Source organism: Ruegeria sp. AB5 (genome assembly GCF_056542645.1).
This window is the reverse complement of the sequence record NZ_JBQGAE010000005.1, coordinates 188,873-213,391: the sequence shown is the minus strand read 5'-3', so window position 1 is coordinate 213,391 and position 24,519 is coordinate 188,873. Positions and strand designations below refer to the sequence as shown.

At 59.0% G+C, this 24,519-nt stretch carries 31 protein-coding genes; 9 read left to right on the top strand and 22 right to left on the bottom strand.

Annotation, left to right across the window (positions count from 1 at the left end):
- Positions 1-2 precede the first annotated feature (2 nt).
- The 11 genes from ACR0L4_RS11770 to ACR0L4_RS11720 form a co-directional block, all read right to left on the bottom strand.
- Positions 3-665 carry a phage tail tape measure protein gene (locus tag ACR0L4_RS11770; RefSeq protein WP_480513120.1) on the bottom strand — a complete coding sequence of 221 codons (663 nt, stop codon included), beginning with the start codon at positions 663-665 and terminating at the stop codon, positions 3-5.
- Positions 652-861: a rcc01693 family protein gene (locus ACR0L4_RS11765; protein WP_480513118.1), complete on the bottom strand. Its 210-nt coding sequence runs from the start codon at positions 859-861 to the stop codon at positions 652-654. Before ACR0L4_RS11765 ends, ACR0L4_RS11770 begins: the two co-directional genes overlap by 14 nt.
- Entirely contained in the window at positions 858-1,172 is a 315-nt protein-coding gene (locus ACR0L4_RS11760) for a gene transfer agent family protein (protein WP_480513116.1), read from the bottom strand. Before ACR0L4_RS11760 ends, ACR0L4_RS11765 begins: the two co-directional genes overlap by 4 nt.
- Entirely contained in the window at positions 1,172-1,585 is a 414-nt protein-coding gene (locus tag ACR0L4_RS11755; protein WP_170374021.1) for a phage major tail protein, TP901-1 family, read from the bottom strand. The genes ACR0L4_RS11760 and ACR0L4_RS11755 overlap by 1 nt, the downstream gene beginning before the upstream one ends.
- Positions 1,586-1,605: 20 nt before the next feature.
- Positions 1,606-2,019, bottom strand: a complete 414-nt coding sequence (locus ACR0L4_RS11750; protein ID WP_170750825.1) for a DUF3168 domain-containing protein — start codon at positions 2,017-2,019, stop codon at positions 1,606-1,608.
- Entirely contained in the window at positions 2,016-2,354 is a 339-nt protein-coding gene (locus tag ACR0L4_RS11745) for a phage head closure protein (RefSeq protein ID WP_170750827.1), read from the bottom strand. The genes ACR0L4_RS11750 and ACR0L4_RS11745 overlap by 4 nt, the downstream gene beginning before the upstream one ends.
- Positions 2,351-2,950, bottom strand: coding sequence for a head-tail connector protein (locus ACR0L4_RS11740; RefSeq protein WP_480513113.1), 600 nt, complete (start codon positions 2,948-2,950; stop codon positions 2,351-2,353). Before ACR0L4_RS11740 ends, ACR0L4_RS11745 begins: the two co-directional genes overlap by 4 nt.
- Positions 2,951-3,124: 174 nt before the next feature.
- Positions 3,125-4,303, bottom strand: a complete 1,179-nt coding sequence (locus ACR0L4_RS11735) for a phage major capsid protein (RefSeq protein ID WP_480513111.1) — start codon at positions 4,301-4,303, stop codon at positions 3,125-3,127.
- 33 nt (positions 4,304-4,336) lie between these two features.
- Entirely contained in the window at positions 4,337-4,894 is a 558-nt protein-coding gene (locus tag ACR0L4_RS11730) for an HK97 family phage prohead protease (RefSeq protein ID WP_170750833.1), read from the bottom strand.
- 14 nt (positions 4,895-4,908) lie between these two features.
- A complete protein-coding gene (locus ACR0L4_RS11725) occupies positions 4,909-5,127 on the bottom strand; it encodes a GTA head formation protein, RCAP_rcc01685 family (RefSeq protein ID WP_170750835.1) in 219 nt (72 codons plus the stop codon).
- On the bottom strand, positions 5,120-6,283 hold the full coding sequence (locus tag ACR0L4_RS11720; RefSeq protein ID WP_170750837.1) for a phage portal protein: 1,164 nt from the start codon (positions 6,281-6,283) through the stop codon (positions 5,120-5,122). Before ACR0L4_RS11720 ends, ACR0L4_RS11725 begins: the two co-directional genes overlap by 8 nt.
- A 262-nt stretch (positions 6,284-6,545) precedes the next feature.
- On the opposite strand from ACR0L4_RS11720, the gene ACR0L4_RS11715 reads away from it, so the two are divergent.
- Positions 6,546-6,743: a hypothetical protein gene (locus tag ACR0L4_RS11715; RefSeq protein WP_480513108.1), complete on the top strand. Its 198-nt coding sequence runs from the start codon at positions 6,546-6,548 to the stop codon at positions 6,741-6,743.
- Positions 6,744-6,930: 187 nt separating this feature from the next.
- Here ACR0L4_RS11715 and ACR0L4_RS11710 read toward each other — a convergent pair whose 3' ends face one another.
- On the bottom strand, positions 6,931-8,217 hold the full coding sequence (locus tag ACR0L4_RS11710; protein WP_480513234.1) for a DNA-packaging protein: 1,287 nt from the start codon (positions 8,215-8,217) through the stop codon (positions 6,931-6,933).
- Positions 8,218-8,765: 548 nt separating this feature from the next.
- Complete coding sequence (locus tag ACR0L4_RS11705; RefSeq protein ID WP_170750841.1) at positions 8,766-9,638, bottom strand: EamA family transporter; 873 nt, start codon at positions 9,636-9,638, stop codon at positions 8,766-8,768.
- Between the two features lie 440 nt (positions 9,639-10,078).
- Between ACR0L4_RS11705 and ACR0L4_RS11700 the strand changes: the two genes are divergently transcribed.
- Complete coding sequence (locus tag ACR0L4_RS11700; RefSeq protein WP_480513105.1) at positions 10,079-11,341, top strand: DEAD/DEAH box helicase; 1,263 nt, start codon at positions 10,079-10,081, stop codon at positions 11,339-11,341.
- Positions 11,342-11,380: 39 nt separating this feature from the next.
- Here the strand turns inward: ACR0L4_RS11700 and mltG are convergent, their stop codons facing one another.
- The 7 genes from mltG to fabD form a co-directional block, all read right to left on the bottom strand.
- On the bottom strand, positions 11,381-12,538 hold the full coding sequence (mltG, locus tag ACR0L4_RS11695) for an endolytic transglycosylase MltG (protein WP_480513103.1): 1,158 nt from the start codon (positions 12,536-12,538) through the stop codon (positions 11,381-11,383).
- On the bottom strand, positions 12,539-13,804 hold the full coding sequence (fabF, locus tag ACR0L4_RS11690; protein ID WP_480513101.1) for a beta-ketoacyl-ACP synthase II: 1,266 nt from the start codon (positions 13,802-13,804) through the stop codon (positions 12,539-12,541).
- A 186-nt stretch (positions 13,805-13,990) separates the two neighbouring features.
- Entirely contained in the window at positions 13,991-14,734 is a 744-nt protein-coding gene (locus ACR0L4_RS11685; protein ID WP_170750849.1) for a HisA/HisF-related TIM barrel protein, read from the bottom strand.
- Positions 14,735-14,857: 123 nt separating this feature from the next.
- A complete protein-coding gene (locus ACR0L4_RS11680; RefSeq protein ID WP_480513099.1) occupies positions 14,858-15,397 on the bottom strand; it encodes a GNAT family N-acetyltransferase in 540 nt (179 codons plus the stop codon).
- A gap of 138 nt (positions 15,398-15,535) precedes the next feature.
- Positions 15,536-15,769, bottom strand: coding sequence for an acyl carrier protein (locus ACR0L4_RS11675; RefSeq protein ID WP_008756330.1), 234 nt, complete (start codon positions 15,767-15,769; stop codon positions 15,536-15,538).
- A 210-nt stretch (positions 15,770-15,979) separates the two neighbouring features.
- On the bottom strand, positions 15,980-16,717 hold the full coding sequence (gene fabG, locus ACR0L4_RS11670; RefSeq protein WP_480513097.1) for a 3-oxoacyl-[acyl-carrier-protein] reductase: 738 nt from the start codon (positions 16,715-16,717) through the stop codon (positions 15,980-15,982).
- 43 nt (positions 16,718-16,760) lie between these two features.
- Positions 16,761-17,699, bottom strand: coding sequence for an ACP S-malonyltransferase (fabD, locus tag ACR0L4_RS11665; protein ID WP_480513095.1), 939 nt, complete (start codon positions 17,697-17,699; stop codon positions 16,761-16,763).
- Between the two features lie 175 nt (positions 17,700-17,874).
- Between fabD and ACR0L4_RS11660 the strand changes: the two genes are divergently transcribed.
- A complete protein-coding gene (locus ACR0L4_RS11660; RefSeq protein WP_480513093.1) occupies positions 17,875-19,101 on the top strand; it encodes a cytochrome b/b6 domain-containing protein in 1,227 nt (408 codons plus the stop codon).
- A 67-nt stretch (positions 19,102-19,168) separates the two neighbouring features.
- Here the strand turns inward: ACR0L4_RS11660 and ACR0L4_RS11655 are convergent, their stop codons facing one another.
- Together ACR0L4_RS11655 and ACR0L4_RS11650 are read right to left on the bottom strand one after the other, a co-directional pair.
- Entirely contained in the window at positions 19,169-19,741 is a 573-nt protein-coding gene (locus ACR0L4_RS11655; protein ID WP_480513091.1) for a YceI family protein, read from the bottom strand.
- 140 nt (positions 19,742-19,881) lie between these two features.
- Complete coding sequence (locus tag ACR0L4_RS11650) at positions 19,882-20,400, bottom strand: hypothetical protein (protein WP_170750861.1); 519 nt, start codon at positions 20,398-20,400, stop codon at positions 19,882-19,884.
- Between the two features lie 284 nt (positions 20,401-20,684).
- Here ACR0L4_RS11650 and rpsF point away from each other — a divergent pair, with 284 nt between their 5' ends.
- The 6 genes from rpsF to ACR0L4_RS11620 all read left to right on the top strand — a co-directional run bounded on the left by rpsF (position 20,685) and on the right by ACR0L4_RS11620 (position 24,461).
- Positions 20,685-21,038, top strand: coding sequence for a 30S ribosomal protein S6 (gene rpsF / locus ACR0L4_RS11645; RefSeq protein ID WP_170750863.1), 354 nt, complete (start codon positions 20,685-20,687; stop codon positions 21,036-21,038).
- Positions 21,039-21,065: 27 nt separating this feature from the next.
- The gene (rpsR, locus tag ACR0L4_RS11640; protein WP_005608650.1) at positions 21,066-21,293 is read left to right on the top strand and encodes a 30S ribosomal protein S18; all 228 of its coding nucleotides are present in this window, start codon (positions 21,066-21,068) and stop codon (positions 21,291-21,293) included.
- A 12-nt stretch (positions 21,294-21,305) separates the two neighbouring features.
- The gene (gene rplI / locus ACR0L4_RS11635; protein WP_480513088.1) at positions 21,306-21,926 is read left to right on the top strand and encodes a 50S ribosomal protein L9; all 621 of its coding nucleotides are present in this window, start codon (positions 21,306-21,308) and stop codon (positions 21,924-21,926) included.
- Between the two features lie 149 nt (positions 21,927-22,075).
- Positions 22,076-22,561, top strand: coding sequence for a lytic transglycosylase domain-containing protein (locus ACR0L4_RS11630; protein WP_170750867.1), 486 nt, complete (start codon positions 22,076-22,078; stop codon positions 22,559-22,561).
- A 236-nt stretch (positions 22,562-22,797) separates the two neighbouring features.
- A complete protein-coding gene (locus ACR0L4_RS11625) occupies positions 22,798-23,499 on the top strand; it encodes a LuxR family transcriptional regulator (protein ID WP_170750869.1) in 702 nt (233 codons plus the stop codon).
- Between the two features lie 107 nt (positions 23,500-23,606).
- Positions 23,607-24,461 (top strand): acyl-homoserine-lactone synthase, encoded by an 855-nt coding sequence (locus ACR0L4_RS11620; RefSeq protein ID WP_170750871.1) that lies wholly within the window; start codon positions 23,607-23,609, stop codon positions 24,459-24,461.
- Positions 24,462-24,519: the final 58 nt, after the last annotated feature.

Genomic DNA, 24,519 nt, shown 5'->3' with positions numbered 1-24,519 from the left:
CCTTATCTGTTGCGATTTCCGCGGCCCAATGCGCGGCTCATCTGCGCCGTGATCTGGCCCTGAGATCGACGAAACCCCTGCACGTCCGGCGTTGAGATGTTCATCACGACATTCACGGCGCGCCCGCCGCCTTGTGTCCGCACACCCAGCTTGCCATCGGCACCGCGCGCGAGCGGCATGATCGCTTCGGGGCCCGCCTCGCCCATCAATCCGGTGCCGCCGCGCATCGGAAACATGGTCGGGCCGCTGACGACTCCGCCATTGGCAAACGGCATCACACGGCCCTGTGAAAAACTGCCGCCATCTGCAAAGGGCAGAATGCCCTGCACCAGACTGCCAACCCCGTTGGCCAGCATGCCGCCAAAATGATCTGTCACCGGCTTGATCGCCGCCGAAAAAGCCGTGCGGATCATCGAGTTCTTCAGCACGTCCAGCGCATCCGACAGGTTCATCCCGTCCAACACCACGCCGTCAAACGCCTTGCGTAACCCGCCCGACATGCCGCGCTCCAGAGTGGCAACATCCTTGCCGGTCTCCTCAAAAGCCGCGCTGATCCGCTTCATCTGGCTGTCAAACGCCGACGCCATGGTTGCGGCGTCGCCCAGCGCGTCGCCCAGCGCCTCTCCTCGCTCCTGCAGGTCGCCAAACCCCTCACGATCCGTCATCACGCTCTCCTTGTGTCTTATCCGGATAGGCAGCCAGCAGCGCATCCAGCCCGGCCCGGTTCATCGTCGGCATCCCAGCGTCCTGCCCCAGCATCAACCGCAGCTCAGCTGGGGTCATACGCCAGAACTGATCCGGCGTCAGACGCAAGCCGAGGAACCCGGCCCGCATCAGAACATGCCAATCGAACCCGCTCACTCGGGCACCATGAAGGCCCGCGCCAGCAACTCGGCGGCGGCTTTGGCCCCCGCCATCGGCCCGCCTTTGATCTCGGCGTGCAGCAGGTCATCGCGGGTCACCTGCGCCCCTCCTCCGCGCAAGCCGGCGACCAGCAAGGCCAGAACATCCCCACTGGAATAGGCCCCGCCTTCAAACCGCTTCACCAATTCGACCAGAGACCCCGCCTGCAGCTCCTGCTCCAACTCCGCCAAGGCACCCAATGTCAGTTTGAGCACCCGCTGCTCCCCATCGATGGTCAACGCCACCTCGCCCGTCCACGGATTGGCCATCAGAGCGCCGTAAAGCTCAGCGCACCGGCGCTTGCCATGCTCATCTCATAGGTCGCTTCACCGTTATGCGAGCCCGCATATTCGATACTGCTGACTTGGAACGGGCCTTCGACGATGCCGAAATCCGGGATGATCACCTGAAAACCGGGCGTCTCACCGTCAAAGAACAGCTGACGAGCCCGCTCATCCGTGCCTTCATCCTTGAACACGCCTGAGCCTGAGATCGAAGCCGACTTGACCCCCGCCCCCGACAGAAGCTCGCGCCACCCACCTTGGCTTTCCAGGCTGGTGACATCGACGCTTTCCGCGTTGAAACTGATCCGCGTGGCGCGCAGGCCCGCGATGGTCTCGAACAGGCCCGTGCCGTTCATATCCACTTTGACCAACAGGTCTTTTCCGTTCTGGGCAGCCATATGCTCTCTCCGTTGATTGCTTAGTCGTCTTCCACGCGCGCGCGGAATCTCAGATCGATCTGGCGGATTGCGCCGCCGGTTCCCGTGCGCCGGGCCGAGGCGCGTTCGAACCACAGCCCTACAAGGCGGCCCCGGGCCAAAGACAACGCCGCGCCTTCCAGCGCGTCACACACCGCGCCTGCCAGCGTCTTGGCCGCGCCAAAGCCAGCTGCCTCGGACACCACTGAAACCGTGAATCTGTGCACCGCACCTGCGCCCGACCGGTCTGATGCCTCTCGCACCTCCTCCGGTCCCAGCGTCACATAGGTCTGCGGCAACACCCCTGATGGAACCGCGTCATAGATCGCCCCACCCGAAAGCGTGCTGACCTGCGCGTCGCCTGACAGCTGTTGAAACACCGCCGCCTGCAAAGCGGATGAAACGCCATAGCTCATGCTGCCACCTCTTCATCTGCAAAACAGGTCAGGTACTGGCCGCGCGGGTCCCGCTCAGCGACCGCCCGGATCACGAACCGCCGGGCACCTTCGCGGAACCGCTGGTCCGGAGCGGGTCGCATGCTCGACCCTTCAGGCGCGCCACGCACAACGATCCGGTAGCCAACGCGCGAGACCGAGGCGCCACCAAGAGCCCGCTCCGCCCCGCTGCGCGCCATCACCTCGGCCCAAAGCGAACCCAGCGCGGCCCAGGTTTCGGTGTAGCCTCCCGCGCCATCCGCGCTGCGCACCGGAGCCTCCAGCACCAGTTTGCGGTTCAGTCGCGGCGCGCTCATTGCGTCGCCCCTGCGCCAAAGCGCACTGTGCGATAGCGCTGAATCAGGCTGGTCACGCCAAAGGGCATGCACCCCGCGCCAAGCGCCGTCTCATCGCGATATTCGTAGTAATGCGCCGCCAACAGCAGCACCGCTTGCCCCAGATCAGCGGGCAGCCCGCCCCAATCCGCAGCCATCCCGGCGGTAAAGACGATCTTCACCGATCCCCCGGTCTGCACCCTCCGTAAGCAGGACCCCGCCAGACGCAACCGAGGGCGCTGCATGTCGCGCTCCAACCGGTAATCTTCGGCGTCCACAACCGTCTCGGTCCCTGCCGCATCGGCCAGCGTGACCGCAGTAACCGAGAACACCGGGGCCACCGGCAGCACTTCACCTGCTGGATCGCGCCAACCGTTCAGGCTCCACGAGAAATCGCGTTCGATCAGCACCTTGCCGGTGCGCGCCTCAATCGCCGCAATGGCCGCGCGCAGAAAGCCCTTCAACACCTCGTCCTGCACATTGCCCTCGGCAAACCCCGTGCCTAGCCGCAGATGCGCCTTGAACTGATCCACCGGCAGCGCCGCATCCGCGATGGCGGTTTCTTCGATCAACATCATCCATTCACTCCGCAATCTCGGACCCCTCCGGGGGCCGTATCCTTGGAAAATGACGGGCACGCGCCGCCCCACGTTGCTCGGACGGAGGGGAGCAGCTAGACAACGCAGGGGATCTCACCCCGACCCGCGCCCGCCGCCCCGAGGGGCAAAAGCCCCCCGGGAATTCAGCCCGCTTTACGCGGTGCCGAATTTCACCAGCTTGATTGCAGCAAAGTCACTGACATCACCGCCGACGCGCTTGGTCGCATAGAACAGGACATGCGGTTTGGCGCTGAAGGGATCGCGCAACACGCGCAGGTCCGGGCGCTCGGCGATGGTATAGCCCGCCTGGAAATCACCGAAGGCAATCGAGAAACTGTCAGTTCCCGCATCCGGCATATCTTCGGCGATCAGCACCGGATAACCCATCAGCCGTGCCGGCTCACCAGCCGCCAGACCGTCCGACCACAAGAAGCGGCCATCGCTGTCTTTCAGCTTGCGGATCAGACCCGCAGTTTTCGAGTTCATGACGAAGGTACCGTTGACCCGGTACTGCGCACCCAGCGCATAAACCACGTCCACGATGGCATCCGCTTCGACACCGCCATCGATACCGGTGGGGACATAGCCAATGCTACCCCAATCCCAGACATCGTTGTCGACCTTGGCGTGGTTCAGAATGCCTTTGGGCTTGTCCGCACCATCGCCGTTGATAAAGGCCGAGGCCTCGGCACGTGCGAACTTGTCCGCGATACGACCGGCCAGCCAACCCTCGACATCAAACGCGCTGTCATCCAGCAGTCGCTGCGAGGCTTTGGGAAGCGCGCTCAGCTCGTGCAGCGGGATCGAGATGCGTTCAATAGACGGGGTGCTGGTTTCAGTCGCGGTCGCATTCTCATCGGCCCAACCTGCGCCGACATCCGTGTGGTCGATCAGTACATCGAACGAGTTCGCCTCAACATTCTCGATCGACGCAATCGAGCGGATAGAAGCCGTCGATTTCAGCACCGATTTGATGATCTCGGCTGTCTGCGGGTCGATCAGGTACCCACCATCGCTGTTCACAGCGCTCGAGAGGGATTTCACTTCCATCTCAAGCCCACGCAGGCCGTCATCCTCACCCGAACGCACATAGGCATCAAAGGCCTTCTGATGCGGTGCGCCGTCCTCGATTGAGGCCGCAAGATGCGGGCGCGCCGCGATGGTTGATTTACGATCCAGCATGGTCAGTCGCTCTTCTGTCTGTTGCAATTTGGTTTTAACTTCAGCCTGCAGGCCCTTGAATTCGTTCACGAAGCCAGTCATCGCCTGCTTCACCTCCTGAACCAGGGGCGCACCCTCTCCGGTCAAGGCCGGGGTCTCGGTCTTGCTCATCAGCACTTCCTTCTTGGGTGGGATTGAGGCGCGCTAGATCCGCGCCAGCTCCTGCCGGGCGTCGCTGAACACCTCGGCAATACTGCGCCAAGTGTTCTCGGCCTCGGGGTCCGTCCCCTTCGCCGCCACCCGCGCACTGGGCAGCATCGGGAAGGTCACCAATGACACCTCCCACAGCTCCAGTTCCGTCAAGAGCCGCTGGCCCTTGTCATTCTTCACGGCCTGCTTGGTGCGATAGCCAATCGACAGCCCGTCAATAGCCCCTGCACGGATCAGCTCCGCCGCCTCGCGTCCCTTTTGCGTGCTTTCCAGCAGGCGCCCCTTGACCCACAGGCCCCGGTCGTCCTCGCGCACCTCGTCCCAGACACCGATGGGCTGCGCCGGGTCGTGCTGCCACAACATCTTGACCCGCTGGCCTGCTGTGGCCAGCCCCTCAAGTGATCCGCGATACGCGCCTTTCTGCACCACATCGCTGCGCTGATCGACCTGACCGAACAGGCTGGCATAGCCCGCTATCACGGCGTCCTCGGATACGGACAAGCCGTCACCGAACCGCGCAAATTTGTGCTCCAAATCCATGAACTTCTCCATGCAATACATTGTATTTATGGCGTTACTACCAAGAACGACTGAAACACCTGCGCCAGGATCACTGCCGCCACACCGTAAACCGTCAGCCACAACCGCTTCTCCAGCCGCTCCATCATCTCTTCGATCTGATCCAGCCGCCTGCACAGATGCGCATGTTGGATCTCAGCCACCCGCTCATGCGCGGCCAGACGCAAGCCCGGCGCGCAGTCGAACGGAGGATATCCGTCACCCATCGCCACGCTCCGGCAGCCCCAGCAACGCGCGCTTTTCGGCATCGCTCAGGAAATCGGCCCCATTGACCCGCGCCCATTGCGCATCGCGCTCCGCTGACAACGCCGGCACCTGATCCAGATCCGGCTTCAGCACCAAATCCTCACCCGAGAACCGCGCCAGCCACTCCGACACCGCCGCCGCCACCCGCGTCACCAGAGGCAGCACGGTCAGGCGATAAAACGCCCGATTGGCCTCCTGATAGTTCGAATAGGTCGCGTCGCCCTGGATCCCCAGCAACATCGGCGGGACCCCAAAGGCCAGCGCGATCTCGCGGGCGGCGGCTTCCTTGGTCTTCTGGAACTCCATGTCCGAGGGCGAAAAGCCCATCGGCTTCCAATCCAGGCCTCCTTCCAGAACCATCGGACGACCAGCATTGCGCGCCCCGCGATAGTTCTGCTCAATCTCATCGGACAGACGACGGAACTGATCCTCGGCCATCACCCCATGGCCATCACCGCCCTTCCAGACCAGCGCCCCTGAAGGCCGCGCCGCATTGTCCAGCAGCGATTTCGACCATCTGGATGCGCTGTTATGCACATCAATCGCCATCGCCGCCGCCTGCATCGGCGAAAACCCGTAATGATCGTCTTGCGGGTGGAACGACTTGATATGACAGATGTTTTCCGCTGCAAACCGATGCTTTTTGCCACCGACCGCATAGTCATACGCCTTGGGCCACCCATCCGCCCCCGGCACCACGCTCATCCGGTCAGATCGCAGCACATGCAGCTCAACCGGCAGCCCTTCCTCGGCCTGCACCGCCTCGACATAGGCGTTGCCCGACAGCAGCAACTGCCCGAACAAGGCCTCCATCAACTCTGCCCGTCCCTGTGCGGCATTCGGGCGCCGTATCAACGACAGGATCGGATGGGTATCAAACCGCTGCACCTGATCCTGCAGCACCAATGGCAACGCCGCCGCCGCCTCGGCAATCAACTTGACCGAGCGAAACCCCACCGGGTTCCCCGCAAACCCCGTCCGCGTCAGCGACACCGCATCCCGCGGGCTCCACGCCACGCGCCCGCCCGTCTGCCACGCCACCACAGGCCCCGCCGCGCTCGCCTTCGCCTCGGGCGCCTCATCAGCCGATCCACGACGCAAGAAATCGAATACCATCTGTGCTCCTTTCTACCGCCGCTCTGCCCGGCTTGTTGAAAGGAGTTATGACGGAAAGAAGTTTAAGCCTTGGGAATGGGGCGTACGGGGGTTGGGCAACGGGTAGGTCAAAGAAGACGCCAGTTTGTAGTTTCAGTACAAAGTTGAATGACAAAACAACTTGAAAAACTGGAAAGCAAAGTGTTTTTTTGCAATTCAATTGCGTTTCCGAACTGCATGGAGAAAATCTGTCTTCCCATCAGTCAAACTTGAGAAACAAATAATGAGCGAACAAGACGATAAGATAATCGAGATCTACGAAGTTCTGTGCGACCTACGCTATGTGTTGCACAAAGAAATGAACACTATCGACGACTACAAAAAAAGTTTCGACGGATACTACCAGCGGGTGGCACGAGCCGCACGCGATGCTGAAGACCTACTGCCTACAGAGTACCAAGAACAGCTCAGAAAGATTTAAACTAAATTGAAAAACGTAGCATCGGGGAATCCTGCTAAGTTGGGCAGAGCAAGTAACGCCAACTAATTTCACCACACCAAAAAGCTAAGTGTATTTAGGGGGTAGATCATAGCTTAGTAGATCTTTTGGACGTTGAGATGGTTTCTCCGATTTGGAGAGATTTCGTTCAACCGCTTGACTGCGACAGTTACAAACTCCTTACCCTCGGCCGCCGATTCGCCCCTGCAGGCCCCACAACCAGCTCATGTAACGCCCAGACCAGCGCATCGACCCTGTCGGGTGAGCCCTGCCCCTCGAACCCGCGCGCGGTCATCTGGCACATCTGTTCCTCCAGCGCGTCCAGCCCCGCCACATGGCTTACCCGCCCCTGTTCGTACAGGGCCGCCACAGGTTCGGCCCGTGCAACCTTGCCGCGAGACGCCCGTACCGCGCGATAAGGGACCAGAGGGTCCACCTGCCGCACCACCTCTTCCACCAGTTGCCCGCCCTGATTGACCTCGGCCACCAGCCGCTCGGCTCCGAATTCATCCATCGCATCGATCGCCGCCTGCGCCCAGCCCGCCGGGCCCACGCCCTGCACAGTCCGGTCGGCCAGCACATAGGCCCGCCACTCCTCGGGCGGCCCCTGCACCTGAGCCCCCACGACCACGATCCCGCAGGCATCCGCATCCGCCCCCGCCGTCACCGCCGGATCCAACGCCACAACGATGCGGTCCAACTCGGGCACCCGCGCACAGCGCGCCACCTCCAGCATCGATCCGGTCCACAGCGCGCCGTCGGCATCCGAGAGCAACACCCCGTCCAACTCCTGCCGCCCCAGCCGTGTACCGGCATAGCGCGCGCGCACTTCGGCCAGAAACGAGCCCGCCAGATTGGCCCGGTTCGCCTCGGTCGGCGCATGGGTTTGCACCGTGGAGGGCGACGCCAGCAAATCCTTCAGAACCTTCACATTGCGCGGCGTGGTCGTCACACAGACCCGAGGCTGATCCCCCAGTCGCAGCGCAAATTGCAACATATCCCAGGTCTCCCCGGCCTTTTTCCACTTGGCCAGCTCATCCACCCAGGCCGCATCGAATTGCGGCCCCCGCAACCCCTCAGGGTCATGCGCTGAAAACGCCTGCGCCTCGGCCCCGTTGGGCCAGACCAACTTGCGCTCCGACGCTTTCCACGTGGGCCGCCGATCCGGCGGTGAACACTGTAATATCCCGCTATCGCCGAAAATCATCACATCGCGCACCTGATCAAAGGTCTCACCGACCAAGGCCACACGACGGGCCGCCCCCTTGTCCAACGGCAAAGACCCCTCGACTACAGACCGCACCCATTCGGCCCCGGCGCGGGTCTTGCCAGCCCCGCGCCCGCCCATGATCACCCATGACCGCCAGTCGCCCTCGGGCGGCAACTGATGCGGCAGCGCCCAAAACTCAAACAGGAAAGGGAGGGCGCAAAGCCCCCCCTCCCCGATCTCACTCAGAAATCTGTCCTGCACCGCAGCAGGCGCGGAGGCGAGCCAGCCTGCACCCGATCTCAGATCGTGCCCGATCAAGGTCGAGCGCGTAGCCCCCTTGGGCAATTCCGGCTTGTCTGTGATGTTGTTCGACAAAGCTTGTCTCCACTTTTTGGCAACTTCGGATCAGCCCCTCAAGCTGCCCCAGTTGCTTGCCTGTACCTGCAAGATCTGCATCCTCCCCGGCACCGATCTGCCTGCGCAGTTCTTCCGCTGCTTTGCGCAGATCGCGAATGGATGTCTCGAGCGACCGCAACAAGTCAGCCGTCTGGGAAATCCGCTCTTCCGGGGTAATTAAAGTCATGTTTGCGTATTGACCTCATGCGTGAGTTTTCTCCGCACGAGAGAAACGAAAAACGGCCGCCGGGAGTTACCCCGGGGCCGTTGCCCACTTCTTCTAGCATGACACAACACCTATCTCAAAAAGTACGCAAAGTCAATGTTTTACGCAACACAAGCGCAACAGGGACCGTACGCCGCCTTTACGATCTGCCCGCACGACACCGCGACAATCGTCACCCCCGAACGATTTCCAGAAACGCGGCAGTGACGATCAGCGAAGCGCCAAAAAGCTCACGCAGGCCGAACGGCTCGCCCGAATAGATCGCCGCAGAGACAAGGCCCACGACAACTTCACTCATCAGCAGCAACCCAACCCGCGCAGGGGTCAACTGGGTTGCAGGCCAAATCGTTAGAAAGATCATGGGCAACGTGTAAAAGACAGACAGCACCGCAACCGGCAATATGCCCGACGCGAATGAGCCCTCGAAGACCGACACCGATGCTCCGCCACTGAACGCCAGACTGATGACGGACAACAACAAGGCGCCCGTCAGAAATGCGAATACCTGCCCTGTGACGGTGATGCCAGACGCACGATACAGCCCCAGCGATCCAATCGCCCAGGCCAGACCCGAAATCAGGGCCAACCAGTCACCGGAATTGTCTGGCCAGGGAAACGCCTGATCGCCCCCCAACACAATAACCATGCCTCCAAGCCCGAACAAAAGGCACAGGATACGAAAAGGGTTCAGGCGCTCGCCCAGAAAAATGACCCCGACAATCGTGCCCCAGACCGGGGTCAGATAGAACAGCAGGATCGCCCTGACCACATCGGTATGGACGAGACTGATTGTGAACAAGCCGAATGCTGCGCCGGTAAACACACCGCTGATGATCAGGTCGCGCCAATTCCGGATCAGGGCGGCCCTGCCTTTCCACAGAAAGGGCAGCAGTCCCGCGATCGCCGCCGAATACATCACGATACCGGTCCAAGCGCCGTTAAGCCCCTGATCAACAAAGTACCGGACGGGAACCCAATAGAGCCCCCACATCATGCCACCAAAAACCAGTGCAATGCTGGCAACTCTTAAACTTGGACTAGGCATGCCTCTGGTCGTCATCGCGCATCCTGAAATCTACAGATGGTCACGCATGAACAGGTCTCTGTCCCGATCATGTTCAGCTGATCGATGACCTAAACCGAACATGAAGGCCAGCAGAAAAATGTGCTGAATATGCAACCTCCGTTACAGATCCGACGCAGTGCCGGTGGCGGCAACCCGCACCTGTCCTTGACATTCCTCTCAAGAACCTTCATCTGCCCCTCAAACACAGCGCTGACGCGTGAGCATCGGCGGGACCTCCCCGCCCCACAGCGCCCGATCCATCCCATAGTTCCCCTTCACGCAGGGTTCTTGACGCGACGGCCAGATGCCGCAGGACTCGCCTGCGCATCCCGAGGTCTCGCACAACCCCTGCCGGTCGCTGATGCGGCCCATTACGACTTGCCCGTCGGCCAAAGCCTCGGGCAGCAAAGGATAGTTATTTGTTCGACTTCGACATGCTTGGCCTTGCGCCAGCCCTGAATGACGCTCTGAAACGCGCGAACTTCTCACAACCTACACCCATTCAGAACCAGGCCATTCCGTTGGCCTTGAATGGGCACGACATTCTGGGCCTCGCCCAGACAGGCACAGGTAAAACCCTGGCGTTTGGCCTGCCCCTGATCGATCACCTGCTGGCCCAGCCGGGCAAGCCTGACCCAAAAACCGCCAAAGCCCTGATCCTTGCGCCAACGCGCGAATTGGTGAACCAGATCGCCGACAGCCTTCGCAACCTGACAAAAAAGACCAAGCTGCGTGTTGCCACCGTGGTTGGCGGGCAATCGATCAACAAGCAAATCATGTTTCTGTCGCGTGGCACAGACATTCTGGTCGCCACACCTGGACGTTTGATCGATCTGATGGAACGCAAAGCCGTCGATCTTGGCTCGGTCCGCCATCTGGTGTTGGACGAAGCTGACCAGATGCTGGACATGGGTTTCATCCACGCGCTCCGCAAGATCGCGCCTGCTTTGGGCACCCCACGCCAGACCATGCTGTTCTCGGCCACCATGCCAAAGCAGATGGAAGAGCTCAGCAATGCCTATCTGACAAACCCACAGCGGGTACAGGTCTCGCCTCCGGGCAAGGCGGCCGACAAGATCACCCAGTCGATTCACTTTGTCAGCAAGCCGCAAAAGCCCGGCAAACTGCGTGAAATCCTGTCGCAGGATACCGACGCCCTGACCCTCGTCTTCTCGCGCACCAAACACGGGGCCGAGAAACTCATGAAGGGTTTGGTTGAGGATGGCTACAACGCCGCGTCGATCCACGGCAACAAAAGCCAGGGACAGCGTGATCGTGCGATCAAAGCCTTCCGCGCCGGAGAGATCAACGTGCTGGTTGCCACGGATGTCGCCGCACGCGGAATCGACATTCCGGGCGTCGCCTATGTGATCAACTACGACTTGCCCGAAGTTCCGGACAACTATGTCCACCGTATTGGCCGCACGGCACGGGCCGGTCGCGAAGGTGAAGCCATTGCCTTCTGCTCCCCAGAAGAGGTCGATCTGCTGCGCCAGATTCAGAAACTTATGAAGATCGACATCCCGGTGGCCAGCGGCACCCTGCCCGAAGCGGTTCAGGTTGATCGCCCGGCGCGCCGGCAAAACAACCGTCGCCGGGGTTTCAAACCAAAGCCCGCGAACGGAAGTTCCAAACCAACGCAATTCAAACGGCGGCGGTCGCGTCGCAAACCCGCGGCTTGATCGCAAACAAAAAACAGCGCCAGTTTTGGCGCTGTTTTTTTAGTTGCCCGAGTTCCTTTCAGCCTCGATCTCACGCCATTTCGCGACATTGCGGTTGTGTTCCTGCAAAGTCTCGGCAAACGCGTGGCCTCCGGTGCCGTCAGCAACAAAGAAGATGTAGTCCGTGTTGTCGGGGGCAACGGCTGCCTCAAGACTGGCTTGACCGGGGTTTGCTATCGGTGTTGGGGGCAAACCGTCGATTTGATAGGTGTTCCAAGGGGTTGGACGGTTCAATTCACTGCGCCGCAATCCTCGACCCAACGTGCCTTGGCCTTTGGTCACACCGTAGATCACGGTTGGGTCTGTCTGCAAACGCATACCCTGGTTCAGTCGGTTCACAAATACACTCGCGACCTGACCCCGCTCTTGCGAAACACCGGTTTCCTTTTCGATGATCGAGGCAAGGATCAGCATTTCCTCGGGGCTTTGCAGTGGCAGACCTTCCTGCCGGTTCTCCCAAGCTGCGTTGATCCGCAGTTGCTGCTTCTCTTGCATGGCCCGAATGATGTCGTTCCGGTCCTGCCCAGAGACAACGTCATAGCTGTCCGGTGCCAGTGACCCTTCGGCCGGGATTTCGGTCACTTCGCCGCTCAATGCCTCAAAGGCTTTCAACGAGTCAACAACCTGCCACGAGGTCACGCCTTCAGCCAGCGACACTCGATAGCGCGTGTCGGCCTCTTCGCGTTTCTCCAAATACGCCGCTGGCGGTTCTTCTTCAGCCATATCGAACGAGGCAATCTCGTCAAAATCCAGCGTCGCGGGATTCAACTCGCGGACACGGGTCTGTGCACGGGTCACGCCAATCCGATACTCGATCTCGGACCCACATGTGCTGGCACCGCTGCTGGTGATATCATCGATGATCTGTTCCATCGACGCGCCTTCGCGCACCAGAAAGCTGCCCGCTTTCAACTGCTGGGACCGGTCGGTGTAGTCTGCCGCCATGCGGAAGATCGTGGCGCTGCTGATCGCACCCTGATCCTCCAAGTCGCGGCTGACGCGGGTCATATTCGAACCACTTTGCACTTGCAGACAGATCGCGGTTTCCAGCGGGCCTTCGGCCTTGTACTGGGTCTGACCCCACAGGATCAGACCGCCCATCAGAAACAGGCCAACCACCAGAATGGTCAGCGCGTTCGATGCAATGGCCCGCCACATTTAACTGACCTTTCCGAAGATCACGCTGGCATTGGTACCGCCAAATCCGAACGAGTTCGACAGGGCCACGTTGATCTCGCGCTCTCGCTTTGCGTTCGGCGCCAGATCAATTGGCGTTTCAACGGCCGGGTTGTCCAGATTGATCGTCGGCGGAGCGACCTGATCACGGATCGCCAGAATCGAAAATATCCCCTCGATCGCACCCGCGGCGCCCAGCAGGTGGCCAGTGGCCGATTTGGTCGAGGTCATCGTAGCGCCTGCGGCATGCTCACCCAGAAGGCGTTCCACTGCGCCCAGTTCGATCGTATCCGCCATGGTCGAGGTGCCATGCGCGTTGATATAGTCCAGATCCTTGGGTTCCAGACCAGCACTGCGCAACGCAGCCTTCATCGAGCGTTCTGCCCCATCGCCATCCTCCGACGGCGCGGTGATGTGATACGCGTCACCCGACATGCCGTAGCCCAGAACCTCGGCATAAATCTTCGCACCGCGCGCTTTGGCGTGCTCGTAATCCTCCAGAACCACGATGCCGGCGCCTTCCCCCATGACAAACCCGTCGCGGTCCACATCATAGGGCCGGCTGGCTTTCTTGGGGTCGTCGGCGTATTTGGTCGACAGTGCCTTGCACGCGTTGAAGCCTGCAATGCCAATCTCGCAGATACAGCCCTCACCACCCCCGGCAATCATGACATCCGCGTCACCTGCGCGGATGATGCGGCTTGCGTCGCCAATCGCGTGAGCACCGGTCGAGCAGGCCGTCACGACCGAATGGTTGGGGCCCTTAAAGCCAAATCGGATAGACACCTGACCCGAGGCCAAGTTGATCAACGCGCCGGGAATGAAGAACGGAGACACCCGACGCGGGCCTTTGTCCCGGATCAGGTTGGCTGTATCGGCAATCGAACCGAGACCACCAATGCCCGATCCGATCAAAACACCGGTGCGCAGACGGTCTTCTTCGTCCTCGGGCGTCCAGCCCGCATCCTTGCACGCCATTTCGGCCGCAGCGATAGAGTACAGGATAAAGTCCTCGATCTTGCGCTGCTCTTTCGGCGGCATCCAGTCATCAGGGTTGAACGTTCCGTTGGTTCCGTCCCCGCGGGGAACTTCGCAGGCATATGTCGTGGTGACACCACTTGCCTTGGCATCGAAATGCGTGATTGGGCCAGCGCCGGATTCTCCGTCCAGCAGCCGTGACCAGGTTTCCTCGACCCCACTGGCCAAAGGAGTGACCAATCCCAGACCGGTTACAACGACTCTGCGCATGAAGTGCCTCTTGCCTGCTTCCTGTTATGAGAACCGCTCATACCCCGGCCCGGGGTCCGGGGGCAAGAGCCACGGTTTCGGCATCCTTCTGTCGCGTCCGGTTTTGAGCAACTGAACCGTTCAAAAAAAATCAAATCCGCCCTGTTGCGACCAACAACAAGGCGGATTCAAAATAGTGGCGAACTGCTACTGGAACTGTGCAACCGGTTCGTGCGCGGCAGAGGCAACATCCAAAACCTCTGACAGTTCCACCGTTTTGCGGAACAACGCCCGACCGACCAAAGCGCCCGAGATATTGGGGATGTATGTCAGCCGGGAAACATCGTCCGCCGTGCGCACAACGCCGCTTGCAATGACAGGAGTCCGCGAATGCTGAGCCAATCCTGAGATCAAACCCAGCTGAGCTTCGACATCCTCCATGTCGCTATCAATATCTGTTACGACAATGGCGGCGAACGGCGTACCCTCGAAAGCGTCAATGAACGCTTCGGGGGTAAACGCGCTCTGGCTGCGCCACCCATCGGTCATGACAAAACCCTTCCAGACATCAACGGCCAGTACGATCTGGTCGGGATAGAGCTTTGCCAATTCCTTGACCAAATTCGGGTCTCGGGCGGCAAGCGTTCCGATCACGATCCGACCCGCGCCCTTGTCGATCCAATGCTCGACCTGTTCCCGTGTGCGCATGCCACCCGCCAATTGAACGGGGATTTCACCAGACCGGATGATCTCTTCGACCAGCTCAGAGTTGGTATTGCGGCCTTCGACGGCGTCAAAATCCGTCAGATGCATCCATTCGGCCCCGGCCTCGGCCCAACCACGCGCAGTTTCGACCGGGTTCACGTGCCAGATCATCGCATCTTCCAAACGGCCCTTGTCCAACGTGACACAGCGACCATTCTGCAGTTCCATTGTGGGGTAAATCCTCATGAGCTGTCTCCTCCGCCCAATCGCCCTGAAAATCTACAATAGCATAGCCGCAGCAAATTGAACCTGTTTGACCGGGATCGGCACAGTTTGGTTGATTTGCGGCATGTACGCCGACAGGCGGACTTACGCCCGCGCAGGCGGTCCGTTGCGACGCAGCAGACGGACCTGGGTGCCATTGAACTGTGCTTCTCGCATCACCACGTAGCCCAGCTTTTTCGCCAGTTTCTGCGAGGATTGATTGGCTGCGTTCACCATCGCCACCAATTTACCCGGCATGATACGGTCAAACCAGTCATGAGCGGCCTGAGCAGCCTCGTAACCCAGCCCTTGGCCCTGAACTTCGGGCGCGAGCACCCACCCCGCCTCAGGGTAAATGTCAAAATCCTCTCCCATCGCGCGGTTTCCGTAGAAGAACCCAGCCTGGCCTATCAGTTTGCGATTCGACTGCTGCAACACGCCCCATTGTCCGAAACCGGCCATCTGCCAATGTCCTGCATTGCGCAGAAACGAATCCCACGCCTCGCCACGCGAACGCGGCGCGCCGCCGATATGACGCGTCACACACGGGTCCCGCCAGATTTCAGCGAACCGCTCAAAGTCCTCGGGGCGCATCGCACACAGTGTCAGACGCGCTGTATTTATCATTGGGGTGGATCTTATCATGCCCTGCCCACCTTGAATTATGCCTCAGAGGAAACAGTGCGAAGCGAAAAGGCCCCACGCAAGCCTGAATTTTGGGCGGGCACAAAAAAACGGCGCCTCCGTTGCCCGGAAGCGCCGTTTTTGTCGGATTAGAAGCGCTTAGGACGCTTCCGAGATGAATTTGACGGCGTCGCCAAAAGTCTGGATGGTCTCGGCTGCGTCATCAGGAATCTCGATGCCGAACTCTTCTTCGAAGGCCATGACCAGTTCAACGGTGTCCAGGCTGTCCGCGCCCAGATCGTCGATGAACGAAGCGTTTTCCGCTACTTTGTCTTCTTCAACACCCAGGTGCTCAACAACGATCTTCTTAACGCGATCTGCGACGTCGCTCATGTCTATTCCTCATTCTTTTTCAGGGCGGTCCGCCCGGTTCTGCCCTTGCCCGCTCGGGATGGACTTGGTTTGCCCGTTCCGGGCGGTTTGGCTCCCGGCTGACCGGGCAACTTTAGGGCCGTCCGATACGTCCGGCCCCAGCATTTATGCGCCGCCTATAGCACAGTCGACGCGCAAGGCAAACGCTTTCGCGCCTGCCTTGGGCTGCGCTCACAACATGGCCATGCCGCCGTTTACATGCAAGGTGCTGCCGGTCACGTATCCGGCCTCGGGGCTGGCCAGATACAGAACGGCTGCCGCGATTTCCTCGGGATCGCCCATGCGACCTGCCGGAACCTTCAGCAGCAAACCTTTTCTCTGTTCATCAGTCAACTTCTCTGTCATCGCCGTCGTAATAAAGCCCGGCGCCACAGCATTCACTGTGATACCGCGCGTCGCAACTTCATGCGCCAGGGCCTTGGAAAAGCCGATCATTCCCGCCTTGGACGCGGCATAATTTGCTTGTCCCGGGTTGCCGATGGCCGCCACGACGGACGACACATTCACGATCCGGCCCCAACGCGCTTTCATCATGCCGCGGATCACGCCTTTGCACAGCTTCATGGTCGAGGTCATGTTGACATCGATGACACTCTGCCACTCGTCATCGGTCATGCGCATGAACAGGTTGTCGCGGGTAATACCAGCGTTGTTGACAAGAATGTCGACCGACCCCATCGCTTCGGCCGCTTGCTTTGGCAACGCCTCGACAGCGTCCGCATCGCTGAGGTTGCAGGGCAACACATGGGCGCGTTCGCCCAATTCATCTGCCAGTTTCTGCAAGGGTTCGACCCGTGTACCGGACAGACCAACCGTGGCACCGGCGCGGTGCAGGGCTCGTGCAATATCGCCCCCGATCCCGCCCGAAGCGCCCGTGATCAGCGCGTTCTTACCTGTCAAATCAAACATTCTGTTTTCCTCGTGAGGCGCCCAAAACCGGCGCGTTCATAGCTTACGATTCGGCCCCAAGGACCTTTTGAACATCTTCCGGAGTGCTTACGGCCATGCCTGCAATAGCCTGGTCGATCTTGCGGATCATGCCTGACAAAGCCTTGCCCGCTCCGATTTCCCAGGTCTCGGTAACGCCTTGCGCCGCCATATACTGCACAGTTTCGCGCCACCGAACCGAACCGGTGACCTGCTCGACCAGCAATTGACGGATCAGAACGGGATCGCTGACCGCTTCGGCCCGTACATTGGCAATCACAGGAACTGCGGGCGCCTTGATTTCGACCGCAGCCAACGCTTCGGCCATCACATCAGCGGCCGGTTGCATCAGCGCACAGTGGAACGGCGCACTGACCGGTAGCATCACCGCCCGCTTGGCCCCTTTTTCCTTGGCAATTTCGGCCGCGCGTTCAACGGCGGCTTTGCTGCCCGAGACAACGACCTGCGTCGGATCATTGTCGTTGGCGGCCTGACAGACGTCTCCCTGCGCAGCCTCCTCGGCCACGGCACGCACTGCCGCGAGGTCCAAACCCAAGATAGCCGCCATTGCACCCACGCCGACCGGCACAGCGCTTTGCATGGCTTCACCGCGGGTGCGCAGCAAACGGGCCGTATCTGCCACTGATAGCGCCCCGGCAGCGGCCAGTGCCGAATACTCTCCCAAGGAATGCCCCGCCACGAAAGCCGCATCCGTCACCGAGACACCTTCTGCCTCAAGCGCGCGCATCACGGCCATTGAAGTTGCCATAAGCGCCGGCTGCGCGTTTTGCGTCAGCGTAAGGTCTGCAATGTCGCCGTCCCAGATCAGATGGCTTAGCTTTTCGCCTAACGCGTCGTCCACCTCGTCAAAGATGGCCTGAGCGGCCGGGTATGCCTCGGCCAGAGCTTTGCCCATGCCTATGGTCTGGGCGCCCTGCCCCGGGAAAACGAACGCGCGTGTCATTGCAACCTCTTGGATGACGTCAGGTTGCGGCGGGGTGTAAACCGTGTCAACGCGCGGCACAAGTAGGGCCTGCGCTCTGCATTCGGGCACTATGACTGTGCGTGTGGTCGGACTTGTGTCAATTCCCGCTGCCTTTAGGTTCGTCGTAGCCAATCGAATCCGGAGCGTTCAATCAATGCCCTCGACCAATACTTTCTCAAGCTACGGCAGCGTAACCAAGACTTTCCATTGGTTGACTGCATTGTTGATCCTGACAGCCCTGCCGCTGGGCTGGTTTGCCAACACTCTGGCCCACACGATTTACGATCCTGCCATCCCGACTGACGAAGGGGATATCGCCAGGGCCGCAGCACTTTTCTCACTGCACAAAACAGTGGGGGTTACCGTGTTCTTTGTCGCGATGGCACGTATCCTTTGGGCGCTGACCCAGACAAAGCCCGGTTTGCTGAACGCTGAGAACAAGCCCGAAGCCTTTGCCGCCGAAACCGTGCACTGGATGCTTTATGCCTCACTTGTTCTGGTGCCCCTGACCGGTTGGATTCATCACGCAGCTGCCGAGGGATTCGCGCCCATCTGGTGGCCGTTTGGTCAAAACCTGCCATTCGTCCCTAAATCCGCCTATCTGGCTGAACTGACAGCGGCCCTGCATTGGTTGTTCATCTGGGTTCTTGCCGGATCGCTGGCCCTGCACATAGCAGGCGCCCTGAAACACCATATCGTCGACAAAGACAGCACCCTGCGCCGGATGCTGCCGGGCCGTTCGGATGCGCCGGAACCTCCAGCCCAGCATCACTCTGCCGTGCCTGCTTTTGCCGCTTTGGCAATTTGGGGCGCTGTTCTTGTCGGTGGTTGGTCGATCGGCGTCTTTGACGATCACTCGAAAGGCGCCGTCGAGGCTGTGGAACTCGGCGAGGTTCAATCAGACTGGGAGGTTCAGGAAGGTACCTTGTCGATCACAATCTCGCAGTTGGGCAGTCCTGTAACCGGCAGTTTCAGCGAATGGACAGCCGCAATAGCGTTTGAAGACCCGACTGAGCCGGGCCTTGCGGGGTCCGTTGATGTTGTCATCGCCATCGAGTCACTGAGCCTTGGGACGGTCACGGACCAAGCCATGGGCGCAGATTTCTTCGACAGCACGCAATTTCCCACGGCGCAATTCAAAGCCGACCTGTTCAAAACGGAAAACGGCTATGAGGCGCGTGGCCCTCTGACAATCCGAGACAATTCGGTGGATGTTGTTCTGCCGTTTACCCTGGAAATGGAGGACGGCACCGCAACCATGTCCGGCACATTGGAACTGAACCGAATGGACTACAACGTCGGCACATCCCAACCGACCGAGGAGTCCCTGGGCTTCAACGTCATCGTGTCCGTTGATCTGATCGCAAACCAAAGCGAATAGCCCAACAAAATACCGCCGGGGCTTTGGCCACCGGCGGTTTGTTTGGGCTTCGGTGTTTTGTCCGGCTTTAGTCGGCTTTTTGTGCCTCAACCGAGATTTGAACCTGTACTTCGTCACCCACGAAGGGTGCGAACTGGCCCAGATCAAATTCGCTGCGGGTCAGAGTTGTGGTGGCGTTGAAACCGGCCCATGGCTTGTTCGCCATCGGATGGTTGTCCACTTTGTTGAGTTTGGCATCCAGAACAACCGATTTGGTAACGCCGTTCATGGTCAGGTCACCGGTGATGTTGGCTGTGCCGTCACCTGTCACTTCGATCCCGGTCGAGGTGAAGGTGATCAGATCGCCTTCGGACGCTCCAAAGAAATCTTCAGTCATAAAGTGATCTTCGCGTGCTTCCCAGCCGGTGAACATCGACATCACGGGCATCGAAACCGCCACACTGGATGCAGACGGGTCTTCCTGGTTGAACATGATCTCGCCTTCAAAGCCCGAGAACATGCCATATGTGGTCGAAAAACCCAGGTGGTCATAGCTGAAAATGACCTGGCTGTGGCTGGGGTCCAGAACGTATTTCTCGGCGCTGGCAAAAGCAGCAGTCGCCGAAACGGCCAGGGCAGCAGCAATAAGGGTGGTTTTCATGATAGTCTCCGCAATCAAATATGTGGGCGCAATCGTAGTAGACTGCTCAAAAAAGAAAATGCGCTCCGATGAGGTAGCGCACAATCCTTGTTACTCCACAGGCTCTGTTATTTTTTGAACAGAGACAGCTTTTTATGTTTTTATGCGAAAATCGTAACACTCTGGCTCAGTTGACCCTTGAGTGCTCGGCTGACATCCGCCGATTGAAGCGGAAGTTTCATCAGCAGGCTGCCATCGACATCGTACAACTGCACTTCATCATCTTCGAACTTGGCACCACCAAGCGTATCGTAACTGCGGCGCAAAACTGTCTGAGGGCGCCCGTTTTCATTTTTTTGCAGCACCCGAACTTCGCGGCGAATGGGATCGAAATAGGCATCCGGACGGGGGTCCATCACCTCGATGGTCAACAGGCTGACACCAACGATCAGGAACAGCATCGAAGCCACCATCTTGATCGGCCAAACCTCGGCCTCGATCATCGAGCCCGGCATCAGCCACATCGAAAAGGCCGACACGATCAGAAATGCACCGACAGCGCGCGCCAAAATCAGTCGGGCTTTCCAATTCGCCGCGAACGCTATCTTGACCGGAACCGAATTTTCAAAATTCGCGCCTGTTCTCTGCTGATCCAGGGTATTTGTGTGTATCGCGGTCATAACATGTCACCCTTTGTAAGGCTTACATTCGTTGTTTAAGCATTCTGGCTAGTCGCCGGTTTGAGAAACAACTTTGAGCCGAAAAGCGTCAGGAATTGGGCGCGGCAAAGGAAATTGGGCGACTTCACCAAGGCATCTATGGCAGGCCTTGCCCCGGGCGCTGAAACGTGTATATGGGGCCATCCTTCGCAATACATATGAATCGCGCAGCCTCTCGTGGCAGGGTCGCGAAGGACCAGATAGCCCCGCCTTTGAAATGCGCCTTGATATAAACAGGAGTGCACATGCCACTGTATGAGCATGTAATGATCGCGCGTCAGGATCTGTCCAACGCGCAGGCAGAAAGCCTCGTCGAACATTTCGGCACCGTTCTGGCTGACAATGGCGGCAACGTCGTCGACAGCGAGTATTGGGGCGTCAAGACGATGGCTTACAAGATCAACAAGAACCGCAAGGGTCACTACTCCTTCCTGAAGACCGACGCCCCCGCTGGCGCCGTTCAGGAAATGGAGCGCCTGATGCGCTTGCATGATGACGTCATGCGCGTTCTGACCATCAAGGTCGACGAGCATAACGAGGGCCCCTCGGTCCAGATGCAGAAGCGCGATGAGCGCGAAGGCCGCCGCGAGCGCCGCTGATCAACGCCTGACGAAAGGACATAAACCATGGCCGCAAAACCATTTTTCCGCCGCCGCAAGGTCTGCCCGTTCTCGGGTGAGAACGCGCCGAAAATCGACTACAAAGACACCCGTCTGCTGCAGCGCTATATCTCTGAGCGTGGCAAGATCGTACCTTCGCGCATCACCGCCGTTTCGGCAAAAAAGCAGCGTGAACTGGCCCGTGCTATCAAGCGCGCCCGCTTCCTCGCCCTGCTGCCCTACGCTGTGAAGTAAGGAGAGACTGACATGCAAGTTATCCTTCTGGAACGCGTTGCGAAACTGGGTCAGATGGGCGACGTCGTTGACGTGAAGCCCGGCTACGCCCGCAACTTCCTGCTGCCCCAAGGCAAAGCCCTGAGCGCATCGAACGCCAACATCGCGTCGTTCGAAGCCCAGAAAGCGCAGCTTGAGGCCCGCAACCTGGAAACCAAGAAAGAAGCTGAAGCCCTGGCTGAAAAGCTGGACGGTCAGCAGTTCATCGTGATTCGCTCGGCATCGGATGCCGGCGCTCTGTACGGTTCGGTCACCCCGCGTGACGCCGCAGATGCCGCGACCGACGCTGGTTTCACCGTCGACAAGAAACAGATTGCTCTGGTCGCACCGATCAAAGAACTGGGTCTGCACGCTGTAGCAGTGAACCTGCACCCCGAAGTCGCCGTTGAAATCAAGATGAACGTCGCCCGTTCGGAAGAAGAGGCCGAATTGCAGGCTTCGGGCAAATCGATCCAGGAACTGGCAGCCGAAGAAGAAGCCGCCGCTGAATTCGAAATCGCCGAACTGTTCGACGACATCGGCTCGGCTGCATCGGAAGACGAAGATCTGGCACCCGAAACCGCTCCGGCAGAAGAAGACGAAGCCAAGGCCTGATCGGGTCTTGCCGACCATTTCGAAGGGCCGCGCAGATTGCGCGGCCCTTTTCTTTTCCAAGCAGGCAAAATTCAGCCCAAATTCGAAGCTACAGTTGCGGCATGAACCGCGATCCATATCATCGCGCCTCTGACACTTGGAGAATTTTGATGGCCGTTTTCCCCCGCCGCAGCATCATCGCTTTCATTGTATTGTCCGCAGTCGCGGCCTGTAGCGGTGCCGAGGTGTCGCGCGGTGAAACCAATACATTTGATCCTCCGCTCTATCCCAACGAGACACCGGAACTTCGGGCTTCTATCAACACATGGGCCGACCATTATGAATTGCCCCGTGAACTGGTGCACAAGCTGGCGGTTCGGGAAAGCACCCATAGACCATGGGCTGTGAACCGTCCGTACTATGGTTTGCTTCAGATCCTGCCCGCCACAGCACGGTCGATGGGGTATTCCGGAAATGCACAGGGCCTTTTGAATGCCGATACAAATCTGGAATTCGCGGGGAAATACCTGCGTGGGGCCTGGTTGCTGTCGGATGGTGACCAGCAACGCGCCATCTTTTTGTATGCCAAAGGCTATTGGCCCGAGGCCAAAGCAAGGGGAATGCTGGTCGAAACCGGTCTGCAGCCCGCGCCTTAGGTTAAAGGTCAGCAGGTATGACGCACTATTTGCAGTCTAGGCATAATAGTGACAAAAATGCTCTACGGTTCGAAGCATCCTTGCCAAAAGCGCAGACAATTCCCGCACTGTCTTGTCATGTTTTAAAATATATGTTGTGCTTGGTGCCGTTAGGTAAGTTGGGTTCCACTCTAGGTAAATTGCAAGTCCGACCCCACCATCGGGCTTCAAGATAGGCCGCAGTTCGTAGGCGCAACATGGAGATCGTCGATCTGAGCACTCTGCCGGACTCAGAAACTCGGTATACCGAGTTTCTTAAGCAGGTGTGCGAAAAGCATGACATGGACCATGCAGCCTATGCCGGAATGAACCCTGCCGCTGGGAAAGTTGCCGGGTTCGTTACGTACAACGATGATTGGAACGAACACTACCAGAAACAGGGTCTGGTTATGATCGATCCGACCCTTCACATGACAAAGCGCAGTATCGCTCCAGTCGATTGGAGCCGCCTGGAACGCAGCCCAGATTTTCAGCGCGTCTTTCGGGATGCTCATGATTTTGGCCTTTCCAATCAAGGCGTTACGATTCCTGTCCGCGGACCTTATGGAGATATCGGTTTTCTCAGCGCAACACGGGACTGCACCAAAGAAGAATGGCGCAAGCTGTATACGCACGTGATCAGCGACCTTCAGTCCATGGCGGTCCATATTCACGACAGTGTCGTCACCTCGGACGAGCTGACAGGCGCGCTGTACCACCCCAACCTTTCGACCCGTGAGGCAGAGATCCTTCAATGGGTCGCGGCGGGGAAGTCGCAGCAGGATATCGGTGATATTTTGTCTATCTCGCACCGCACTGTTGAGGTCCACCTGCGCTCCAGCCGAGAGAAGCTGAGCGCGCTGACAACCCCTCAAGCCGTAGGGCGTGCCATCGCAATCGGGCTTATCACCCCGGGATAAACACATAAATCCCACAATTCAGCCAAAATACGGGAAACCCCCAATAGAAATTCGCCCCCGAAACGGTAACGTCTAGTTTACCGAACAACCACTCGAAGGGGGAAGAAATGATCATCGTGGTAGATGGGTTGAACAGACATCTGTTCAGCGAAGTTCTTGACGAAATGTTCGAGTTGAGAGCGCGCGTATTTGGTGGGCGTCTAGGATGGGACGTTAATATCGAAGATGGCAAAGAGATCGATGAGTTCGATCATCTGGATCCTGCATACGTAATCGGACTCGACGACGGGGGGAATGTCGTCGCAGCCGTGCGTGCCCTGCAGACCACCGGACCTCACATGCTTTCAGACGTGTTCTCGGCCATTCTGGATGGAGAACCCCCAATTCGAAGTGCGACGATGTGGGAATCCACGCGCTTCTGCGTCGATACCCAACGCCTCAAACGCGGCAAAGACAAAAACTCTGTGTCTTATGCCACCTGCGAACTGATGATTGGCTCTCTGGAATTCGCCAAGAATGCGGGTATGCAGGATATCATCACCGTTATCGATCCCGTGATGGATCGGGTCCTCAAGCGTTCGAACTGCGCGCCGTATGACTATGTTGGAAAGACCGTGCCAATGGGCAAGGTTTCGGCCCTCGCTGCCCTGCTGGATTGCACGGATGAGCGCATTTCCGGCATCCGGGAATTCGCTGGCATCCATGAGAACGTCTTCCTTGAAGAAGAAGAGGCCTTGGCGCTGTTCAACAGCAAAAAGGCAGTCGAGCCGAACCCGGCGAACCGCGATCACAAGCCGCTCACTGAGCTTGAGAAGTATTTCGTTGAACAGATGAGTGCTGCGCGAAATGAAGCTGAAAGACAAGATGTCCTCAAGCTGATCGAAGCGCTCACTGACACCTTCACACCAGAGCAAAAGACCGCTCTGCTACAAACCCCCCGTGCTTTTGCTCATGAGGCCTGACCCCCTCACCTCATAGCACAAAGCCACCCATGCGGAGTCGCCATTTCTAGGCGGCTCC